General features: G+C 46.8%; 1 tRNA gene. It reads left to right on the forward strand.

The window, feature by feature from the left end:
- Positions 1-99: 99 nt before the first annotated feature.
- Positions 100-175 (forward strand) — tRNA-Lys (locus M0415_RS21410).
- Positions 176-205: the final 30 nt, after the last annotated feature.

The raw sequence follows: 205 nt of genomic DNA on the forward strand, positions 1-205 counted from the left end.
CAGTCGGTAGAGCAGTTGGCTTTTAACCAATTGGTCGAAGGTTCGAATCCTTCACGACCCACCACTTTTCTGAGAGTGTAAAACTCAGAGTCCTTAGATGGGTCGTTAGCTCAGTCGGTAGAGCAGTTGGCTTTTAACCAATTGGTCGAAGGTTCGAATCCTTCACGACCCACCACTTTTCTGAGAGTGTAAAACTCAGAGTCCT

Origin of the sequence: Shewanella sp. 10B (assembly GCF_023475885.1) — a bacterium.
Classification (GTDB): Bacteria; Pseudomonadota; Gammaproteobacteria; order Enterobacterales; family Shewanellaceae; genus Shewanella; species Shewanella mangrovisoli.